Here is a 9,301-nt window from a genome sequence, read left to right as displayed (position 1 = left end):
ATCACTCCGGCACGATGATGGGGCTGCGCTTGGCCAGATCGTTGTTCAGCAAGTAGCGCCCGAGGTTTTCCGACACCTCGGCCACGCCCTCGACGAACACGACGTTGAACTGCTTTGGCTTTCGATCCTTCCCCTCGACGAATTCGGAGATCGGATGCGCGACGCCGGGGGCGACCATCAGGGTGTGCTTGCCGCGGCTTCCAGGGCGATAGACTTTCATTGCTGGGGGTCTCGAAGGTCAGGGCCGGTGCAGTGCCCGGCCCATGTAGAGGGATGCAGCGAAGCTTGGGGGGCGAACGCTACCCCCACGGCAACGACTGGTTAAGCGCGGTTCACCACCACCAGCGCGTGGGCGTAGCTGGCGCCCTTCACGATGAGGGTGTCGAACTTGACGCCGACGAACTGGCCGGACAGGTTGCCGACCAGGCCGAGCTGGAACATGCGCGGGTTCGGGTTGTAATCGGCGCCCGAGATGACGGGGATCTCGATCTCCGACTCCATCAGGATGGCCGCGTAGTAGTTCTGGTTGCTCGCCGGAGGTGCGCTGGCGCCGTACTTGGCGGTGGTGTCGGTCGGCATGAACGGGTCTGCGATCAGCGGCAGCTTGCCGGCCTGGGTCGAGATCGCAGCCACCGTCACACCGGCGGTCACCTCCACGCTGTCCAGGGTGATGCGCGAGGCCTTGGCCTCCTGGTCGATGTAGTCGGCCAGCACCGGGTTCAGGTAGATGGCGGTCGGGCGTACGGTGTACGTCTGGTTGGCCAGCAGGGCCGCGACCTGTGTTTTCAGGCCGTCGATGATCGAAGCGCCTGGGGCAACCGTGGCAGTAACACCGATCTGCGCCAGTGCGCCCATCCACTCGAGCGTGGTCGGCGAACTCATGCTGGTGTCGGTACCGGCCCAGAACATCTTGGCACGCTTCACCTCGATGCCGCTGATTATGTCGTCCACGTCCTTGGCGACAACAGCTGCGAACTGGCCCTGCTGCTCGGTCACGTCCTTGTCAAACAGGGACAGGTTGGACTGGGCGGTCACGGCCTTGATGAAGGCCGGGCGCTCGACGCGGGTCGGGCCGGTGGCCGTCGCGGACAGATTGCGCGGGTCGACGGCAGCAGCGGATGCGATCGCAGTCTGCTCGAAGTAGCGGTGCGGGTGGCCGGTGGCCGGCACCTGCGGCACGCGCTGCAGCGTCACGCTGGTGCGACGGATGACGTCCATGATCTCGCGTTCGAAGATCGGGACCTCGATGGCGCCGGTGCCGAGAAAATCGGCGGCGGCAGCCAGGGACATGACTTTGGCGTCTACGGACATAATTTCTCCTGATTCCTTGGATGGGTGCCGCTGCTGCTTACTTGACCGCCAGCACGCCGCTGGCCATCAGCTTCAGCTTCGCCTCGATGGCCGGGCGGCCCTTGATGCCCTGGGCTTCGAGCACCTTGTCGACGTCGGTCGCGGTCAGCGTGCCGGCCTCGGCGGCTGCCGAGAGGCTGTGTTTCTCGAGCAGCGCCTTCACCTCGGGGCTGATCGTCTTGCGGCCCGGGTCTTCGGCGTTCTTGAAGGCAGCGGCCGAGAGGTCCTTCACCTGGGTGGTCGCGGCGTCGAGCATTTCCTGCATCGGCTTGAGCGCGGCAGCCACGGCGTCCGCGATGGCCTTCTCGGTGCCGTCACCGCCCTTCTCGGCACCGGCTTCCACCCGGCGGTTCAGGTAGTCGTGATCGGTGTAGATGTGCGGGACGTTGCCCTTGATGGCATCCGATTCCATCGCGGCGGCCATGTGGCGCAGCACGTTGGCGTGGCCATGAGTGGCGTGGGTGCCGATGCCGGCGGCTTCCATCGAGGCCGCGCACGAGCGCAGCGCATCGATGTGCGGCTTCACGCGGTCGCGGGTGGCGCTGGCTTCCAGCGCGGCCTTGGCGGCGCCGGCTTCCATGCCCTCGACCTTCTCGCCAATGACCTTGACGGAATTGGCCAGATCGCCAACGGCCTTCATGATCTCTTTGAGTTCGTCCATATTGATCTCCGGGTCGGCCTGTGCGGCCAGTGACGTAGTGGTGTAGGCGGCCAGGTCCTTGTAGAGGACGGCGGCGCCGGTAAAGGTGATGTGATCAACTACCCACGGGTCGGCTTCCAGGTTCCGGATCCGGGCGTCGGCTTCATAGCTGAAGCCGAGGTCGTCCTTTTCGGATTGAATCAGCGCGACTTCCTCGGGGAAGTCTTTGGCGTAGAGGAAGCCCGCGATGTGCACCGCGTCCCCCTCCACGAATGCCTCGGTGATGAGGCCGATCTTTGAGCGGCTGTCATGGCCGTCGAGCTTCGGCTTGAAGTCGACTGCCATGCCCAGCAGCGTATCGATCGCAGCCTCGGCCACCGCCTTCGGGATCAGCGTCTTGTGCCCGTTCGCACCGCCGACCGGGTTATCGGAAGGCGTATCAAGGCGGGTCAGGATGCCGGTGAAGGGGTGCCGGTTCGGGTGGCCAGCCACCTCGGGCACGGCGAGGCTCATCGCCACGAAGGAAAACGACGCGGTGAGGCGCCAGTCCGCCGTGCTGATGCCGAGGTCATGCGCCCGCGTCAGGATGCGATCGCGCGCCGAGCTCCGTTCCGCGTCGCTCAGGCCCTTGGTGTCGCTGACCATATTCCACGCCATGCGAACGTGGTTCGCGTCGTGAATGGGTAGCGCCCGCTTGCCTGGCACTGCGAAGTCGGATCCCGGCAGGCGGTCGCGGTGTTCTTTCGTGAGCGCCATGTCCTTCCCTTACAGCAGGTTCTCGAACCAGTCGAGCACGTGGCGGTATTCCTCGGCCACCTGGCTCTGGCTGGCGACGATGGTGTTGCGCAGCTCGGCTAGCTTCACTTCGATGGCGTTCAGCACGCCGTGCGTGGCGTGTTCGCCAGCCTTGGCGGCGTGGGCAGCTGCACTACCGACGGCTTCGCGCAGCGTCTGGCGGGCGGCCGGAAAGACTTCGGTAGCCGCTTCCTTGACGTCGCTGACTGCCCCGGCCAGCGGGTCGTCGACGGATTCATCCGGCTTCGGCTGCGGCATGACAGCGGCGGTATCCGTGTTGAGCTGCACCGTACCGCCCGCGCCGGCTGCATCGGCCGGCGGCGTGCCGCCCTGCCCCGCGGCACCCGGCTCGCCAGCGGCACCGGACGTGCCGGCGCCCAGGTCAATCTGACTGGCATCGGCAGCCGCGCCCGCCGTGGTGGTGTCCGGCTTGGCGCCGGCAGCATTCGTGGTGGCTTTTGCCATGTTGCCCCCTTAGAGCAGCGCTTTGATCGATGCGACCAGCGCATCGGTGTTGGTGCCGAGGGCGCCAACCTGGTTGAGCTTCATCCGCAGTTGGCCCACGAGGATCTCGATCTCGTTGATGGCCGCGGCGGTCTGCGGGTTCTTGGCCTTCTCGGCCGCCAGGCGCTCTGCAGCGACCTGCTGGTGTCCGTTTGCCACGAGTGGCTCCTTTAGGCGGTGATGACGACGTCGAAGGCGCCGGCGGCCAGAGTGGTAGCAGCAAGACGCGGCGTCAGCGTGACGTTGAAGCCGATGGCCGTCTTGGCGCTGACGAACCAAGTGGCATCCTGGCCGGGGTTCACCACGACGGCGTACTTGGGTGGCAGCTTCAGGCCGCTCACCGCGACGGTGACCGCGGCGCCCGCGCCCCCGCCCACGCCATTGGCAATGCCGATGATCGAGCCGAGGACAACCCGGTCGTTCAGCTGCGGCTTGGCGCCATCGGGCGCCGATACGGTATGTGTGTCGAAGCCCATGGGCTCTCCTGTGTGGGCACGCGCCCAATGAAAAGACCGCCCGAAGGCGGCTGGGGTGGTGGGCGAAGCGCCCCTATTCCTTGGTGGCGAGGTCCGGATTCATCGTCTTGGCGCCCTGGGCACCTTTGATGGCGATCTGGACATCGGCGTACGTCATGTCACCCCAACTGCTCTCCATTGGCGGCTGGCCAAGCTTCTCGCGCTGCTGGTTCGGGGTGATGGCGTTGTTCTGGTAGTACTTCGTGTAGATGTCGGCCGTTGCCTGCTCATCGTCGCGGTCCAGGCCAAGGAAGCGAAACCAGATCTGCGAATAGCCCAGCCGGCCATGAATCGACTTGCGATTGATGTACGACTGGATCAAACGCGCCAGCGGCGTGATGGTCACGTCCCAGTCGGCGTCGTCCGATACCTCGGCGGTGCTGCGGTTCACATCCTGCACCACGCCGAGCTTCATGGGGCTGATGCCGAACGCGATGGCAATCTCTCGGATCACGAATTCCTGGTACTTCAGGAACAGCGCATCGTCGTTCGTGCCACGCAGCTTCAGGATCTGGGCGTCATCGAAGCCGATGATCGGCGTCTGGCCCTGCCCCTCGATCTCGTCACGCCAGTAGTTCCGGAACGCCTGCAGCGACGTCGCGTCCATTCCCTTGAAGTTGAGCAGGTTCTCCGGCTGCGCGTTCGTGGTGAGCTGTCCGGCGTATTCGCCCACCCCCAATTGGCGATTGATCGACTGGAAAGCCACCTCGAGCGGCCCCGCGCTGTACGGCGAGGACGTGTTCGGGTCCATTCGGATGTAGACGAGCTCGTCATCCGTCAGATCCTGGCCCTGCACGCCGCCGACGTTGCCATAACCGATCACCTGGCAGTAGCGCGCCTCGTTTCGACCGCCGGCCCAGCCGGGATAGATCTGGATCGACAGCGCGTCGACCGGCCACATCCACAGCGGGCGCGCTGGGTCGCTGCCGACCTGGTGCTCGTATGTGCCGGCCGCGCCGATCAGTAGGTCCTCGACGAGCTGCTCGACGAACGAGCGAAAGCTGTCATCGCGGTTCGGCGACGTCAAGCAGTTCGTGGTGACGTCGATCTGCTGCTGCAGCGCCTTGTTGCCCTTGACGCCAGGGATCGGCGATACCTCCCACTCCAACTGTGCAATCGGGTTCTTGATGTAGTTGATGGCCCGGCGCGCGTACGGCGTCGAGGCGAATTTACGCAGGCTCGTCGGCGTCGGCTTGATCAGCGGCCGGTCGCGCATGTACCGCTGGCCGCCCAGGCTCATCAGCCGGGCGTAGGCCTGCGTGTCGCGCTGGGGCGCCTTACGCAGTCGGCCCGCTACCAGCGCCTTGAGTCGGTCGAGAAATGCCATGTGGTTCCTATACGCTGCCAAAGGCACCGCCCTTCTTCAACACCAGCCGCGCGTATGCGCGCGAGCAGGCATCGACCTGGTCGTCGAATGACCCGTTCGGGAACATCCGCATCTCGCTGATCAGGCCATCGTTCCACGGTGCGCGCAGCATGAACACGTTGCCGGCCTCCACCTGCGAGGCGAGCGGCGCGGCGCGCGTGGCCTTGCTGCCCGTTTCCACGGTGGCTTCGACGGTGTAGCCGCCCAGCATGCGCACGAACATCTGCGCCTGGGCCTTGCCGGCCTGACCCGGATCCTGCGGGATGCTGATCAGCGTGCCGTGGCCGTCGCGGTCGGCTGTGTTCTTCAGCGAACGCTCGACTTCCAGCGGGCTGCCGCGGAAGTGGTTCATATCGGTGATGAAGACGCGCCCCACTTCGTCGATGCCCAGCTTGGCCCCGGCGGTGTAGTCCGGCTCGGCCTTCACCTTGCCGTTCTTCCCCTTCTCGTTCTCGTCTGTGGCCGCGAAGTCCCAACCGCGCGCCAGCCGCAGCCCGCGCGGCAGCGCGTCCACGATGGTGATGAGGTCGGGCTTGAAGATGCCGCCCTCGGCCGGCGCGGGTCGCTGCCCGTACTGCCCGGCAAAGACGTACGGCTTCTTCTTCTCCATGACGCGCAGCGTCTCTATATCGTGCTTCCACGGCCACAGCGCCTCACCCTCCACGCTGATCGCCGGGATCATGATGTGGTCGAAGTGTTCGCCGCTCTTCCCAGCCAGCAGCCAGCCCGCCAGGTCGTCCTCGTGCAGACGCTGCATGATCAGGATGATCGGCGTCTCGGGGCTGTTCCGCCGCGATTCCAGCGTGTTCTGGTACCAGTCGATGACGTTGCCGCGCATCGTGTCGCTGGTGGCCTCGTCTGCCTTGTGCGGATCGTCGATGACGATCGCACCGCCGAAGCCCTCCCGGGCCTTGCCGGCGCCGAAGCCAGTCAGTGTGCCGCCCGACCCGGTGGCGTAGAAGACGCCGCCGGCGGTGGTCTTCCAGTGGTCCTTGGCCGTGGCGTCCAGCGCCAGGCGCACGCCGGGGAATATCTCCCCGAACGCTTCGTGCTGGATCTGCTCGCGCACTCCGGCGCTGTTCTTCACCGCCAGCATGGTCGAGTAGCTGGTGTGGATGAACTCGGCGTCCGGCACCTTGCCGAGCGCCCACGAGCAGAAATTCGTTACCGCCAGCTCAGTCTTCGAGTACCGCGGCGGCAGGTTGATGATGACATTGCGGCGCCGGCCGTGGAACACGTCCATCAACGCGTCACAGATCACCTTGTGATGCCAGTTCCGGCGCCACTTGAAGTGCTTGCGCCGATAAAACATGAAGCGGCTGTAGAAATACAGGTCGGCTTGCGCTAGGTCGCGTTCGGCTTGGCGTTCAAGTTCAGTACTCATCGAGGACTTGCTTCACCACCTCCGCGTACTCTTCCGGAGTGGTGTTCACCACCACCGAGGACACCGGGGCGCCATCCTTTCCGGTCAATTCCACGCCTTGCGCGGGCTCCTTCCACCCGGCCTGCGTCTTCATCCAGAAGATTGCAGCCGGGACGGCGCCGCGGCCGGTACCGGTGGCCTGCTTGAACAGGGCCTGGGCCACCAGGGCATTCGTTCTGTTCTTGCCGGTGTCCAACTCGACGCGGAAATGCCGGCGCAGCGATTTTGGGTCAAGCGGCTTGCCGGTCTGCGGGTTGGTCACCTGGCTGGCGATGTACTCATGCGGCGCGCCGAAACCGGCCAGGGACAGGACCAAGCGGCGGTCTTCGTCCGTCGGCACGAATGGTTTGCGTCCTGCCATATCGGCCTCTGAATGGCTGCGAATACCCGGCTTCTGACGGGTAAAGAATCCCGCCGCGCCCTCCGACATCCGAGTGGTAACCCAGGGAAAACGAAGATGACACAGCAACGACGAACGCTCAGGCGGCCGAGCAATACCGCTCTTAGGGAAGTGATGCCGGCTTGGACACTAGATGAGCCGAGGCCGGCCCCGCATATCCGCGCCGAGAGAATCGCTCTCTACACTACCCTTCTAACCCAATACTGGAACTGGCAACTTGAAGGCCTGAAGCACCTAGTCCTGCTGAACAGCTTTGGGCTCGCGGCCTTGGGCACGCTGTCGGCCTGGGAAAGGCTCAGGAACGACTTCTGGCTGCCGCTTGGATTTTGCATCTTCCTGACTGGCCTCAGTTTTCCAATACTCAGCATGTTCTCGGGCGTCGAGCGCCTACGCGCGGAACGCAACGCTCAAGCCGAAGATTTGGATACGCCGACGTTCGTACATGCCGAAATGGCGCGCAAGAACCTCTATAAGCTGATCTGGTGGGCCGGGGTGGCATCACTTTTCTGTTTCGTCGGCGGGTGCATGCTGATCTACTGGCGCCTGCCTTAGTAGGCGACGGTACCGGGCTTACTCCTCGGCCTCGGGGAATAAAGCGTCAGAAACATCCACGTCGCCGCACGCGGCCACCGCCCGTTTCCAGTCGCCCTTCACGAACACCAGCACATGCTGATGGGCCGTGCCGAGCTTCCGGCTGGCGCTGAACTGCTTGCCTACGCGGATGGGCAGGCTGCCCAGCGCAGTCAGCAGCACGGCGTGGTTGTACACCTGCATGCCGGCGTCCAGAAACGCCTCGATGGTATCGGCCACGAAGTTGCGGTAGCAACCGGTGCCGCGGTGGCTGCGCACATCGCCGACCACGAAGCAAGCGAATCGGTCCGGCTTGAGCTGGCCCACGGCGCCGGAGATCACCTCGCGGTAGGCCGTCAGGAAGGCCGGATAGTCCATCGTGGACAGGTCAGCCGGGTCGTCCGAGTACCGTTCCAGGTCCACGTACGGTGGACACGAGAGCACGAAATCGGCCTCGACGTCGGCCAGCTGCGCACCGATGCGCCGGCTGTCACCCACGTGCCAGGCCGGTGCGGGGTCGCCGGCACGCAACAGATCCAGCTGCGCGCGGTTGGCCTGCACCTGCTCGGCCCGCAGATCCATGCCGATGTACTGGCGCCCCAGGCGTGCCGCGACGATGCCGCGCACGCTGCCGCCGGCGAACGGGTCAAGCACCAGGCCATCGGCCGGGCAGAACCAGCGATACGCCAGCTCGCACAGGACCGGGTCGAAGATGCTGGTGCGGTGCTGCGCCGGCGCGCCGCGATCCGCCTTCTGCTGGTCGGACGCCGACGAGAATGCCGGCGCGTCGCGGCCCAGCTCGGACTGGATGCCCAGCGCCAGCCACGCCTTCTTGCGATCTTGCCAGTCCGTGTCGCGCGCGTTGAGCGTGCTGAACGGCGGGACCATGAACTGCTCGGCCAGCGAGCCAGCCCCACCGCCGGGCGTGCCCGGTGGCGGTGGGTCCAGCAGCTCGGCCAGCTCGCCCGCGTCGAAGCCGATCACCGACAGGTCGAAGTCCGCGTCGCGCAGATCCGCCAGTTCGATCGTCAGCAGGTCCAGGTCCCAGCCGGCGTTCTCGGCCAGCTTGTTGTCCGCCAGGATGTAGGCCCGCCGTTCATCCGCCGACAGGTGCGACAGATCGACGGTGGGCACCTGGCCCGGCACCGGGCAGTTGGCAATTGTCTCGCCAGCTGCCCACATGAGCGTGGCCGCCTCAATGCGACCGTGGCCGGCCAGCAAGTCGTCGCCAGCGACCAGCGCCGGGTTGGTCCAGCCGAACTTGCGCAGCGAGGCCTGAATCTGCTCGATCTGGCCAGCGCTGTGCGTCCGCGCATTCCTGTCGTACCGGCGCAGGTCTGCCGCCGCGTGATAGCGGATGGCCAGCTCTTCGGTCTTTTTCATAGACGGGAAAAATGCGCGGGTGGGGAATAAAAACGCCCGGCGGGAGGCCGGGCAATCCACCACGGGGTGGGTGGAGGAGACACTGGTTGGCCTGTGCCATATTCGGCACCTTAGCCGCCTGCACAAGCCTATTGATTCGTATGCGACACATCAAGCGGGTTGCGTGAGGGGGCTGGAATCAGCCATCATTGTTCGGCCAAGGCGCGCGAAGCAGGACGCCCCACAGCAGGAACCAGTAGGTCGGCAGGAACATGGCGGCAGGCCTCAGAAAAGCAAAAAGCCCGCTTGCGCGGGCTTTGGACGTAATTCGCAGGTGTATCGAATGAGGGCCATTTTTGTGCACGGTTTGCACATT

At 65.1% G+C, this 9,301-nt stretch carries 11 protein-coding genes; 1 reads left to right on the top strand and 10 read right to left on the bottom strand.

Annotated features, from left to right (window positions below; all coding sequences use genetic code 11):
• Position 1: 1 nt before the first annotated feature.
• From AC1DS6_RS23635 to AC1DS6_RS23595, 9 genes are all read right to left on the bottom strand, one after another.
• On the bottom strand, positions 2-220 hold the full coding sequence (locus tag AC1DS6_RS23635) for a hypothetical protein (protein ID WP_045239634.1): 219 nt from the start codon (positions 218-220) through the stop codon (positions 2-4).
• A 101-nt stretch (positions 221-321) separates the two neighbouring features.
• On the bottom strand, positions 322-1,311 hold the full coding sequence (locus AC1DS6_RS23630) for a hypothetical protein (RefSeq protein ID WP_477103253.1): 990 nt from the start codon (positions 1,309-1,311) through the stop codon (positions 322-324).
• A gap of 37 nt (positions 1,312-1,348) precedes the next feature.
• On the bottom strand, positions 1,349-2,746 hold the full coding sequence (locus tag AC1DS6_RS23625) for a DUF6582 domain-containing protein (RefSeq protein WP_477103252.1): 1,398 nt from the start codon (positions 2,744-2,746) through the stop codon (positions 1,349-1,351).
• A 9-nt stretch (positions 2,747-2,755) separates the two neighbouring features.
• Positions 2,756-3,250, bottom strand: a complete 495-nt coding sequence (locus AC1DS6_RS23620; RefSeq protein ID WP_477103251.1) for a hypothetical protein — start codon at positions 3,248-3,250, stop codon at positions 2,756-2,758.
• A gap of 9 nt (positions 3,251-3,259) precedes the next feature.
• Positions 3,260-3,448 carry a hypothetical protein gene (locus tag AC1DS6_RS23615; protein WP_477103250.1) on the bottom strand — a complete coding sequence of 63 codons (189 nt, stop codon included), beginning with the start codon at positions 3,446-3,448 and terminating at the stop codon, positions 3,260-3,262.
• An 11-nt stretch (positions 3,449-3,459) separates the two neighbouring features.
• Positions 3,460-3,765 (bottom strand): hypothetical protein, encoded by a 306-nt coding sequence (locus AC1DS6_RS23610; protein ID WP_477103249.1) that lies wholly within the window; start codon positions 3,763-3,765, stop codon positions 3,460-3,462.
• A gap of 73 nt (positions 3,766-3,838) precedes the next feature.
• Positions 3,839-5,131: a phage portal protein gene (locus AC1DS6_RS23605; protein WP_477103248.1), complete on the bottom strand. Its 1,293-nt coding sequence runs from the start codon at positions 5,129-5,131 to the stop codon at positions 3,839-3,841.
• A gap of 7 nt (positions 5,132-5,138) precedes the next feature.
• On the bottom strand, positions 5,139-6,554 hold the full coding sequence (gene terL / locus AC1DS6_RS23600) for a phage terminase large subunit (RefSeq protein ID WP_477103247.1): 1,416 nt from the start codon (positions 6,552-6,554) through the stop codon (positions 5,139-5,141).
• On the bottom strand, positions 6,544-6,954 hold the full coding sequence (locus AC1DS6_RS23595; RefSeq protein WP_477103246.1) for a hypothetical protein: 411 nt from the start codon (positions 6,952-6,954) through the stop codon (positions 6,544-6,546). The genes terL and AC1DS6_RS23595 overlap by 11 nt, the downstream gene beginning before the upstream one ends.
• A gap of 96 nt (positions 6,955-7,050) precedes the next feature.
• On the opposite strand from AC1DS6_RS23595, the gene AC1DS6_RS23590 reads away from it, so the two are divergent.
• Positions 7,051-7,545, top strand: coding sequence for a hypothetical protein (locus AC1DS6_RS23590; RefSeq protein ID WP_477103245.1), 495 nt, complete (start codon positions 7,051-7,053; stop codon positions 7,543-7,545).
• Positions 7,546-7,563: 18 nt separating this feature from the next.
• Here the strand turns inward: AC1DS6_RS23590 and AC1DS6_RS23585 are convergent, their stop codons facing one another.
• Positions 7,564-8,946, bottom strand: coding sequence for a DNA methyltransferase (locus AC1DS6_RS23585; protein WP_477103244.1), 1,383 nt, complete (start codon positions 8,944-8,946; stop codon positions 7,564-7,566).
• Between the last annotated feature and the right edge of the window lie 355 nt (positions 8,947-9,301).

The sequence above is a fragment of the Cupriavidus sp. 05L310 genome, assembly GCF_056398185.1.
Note: the sequence above shows the minus strand (reverse complement) of the source record. Positions and strands in the feature narration are given on the sequence as shown.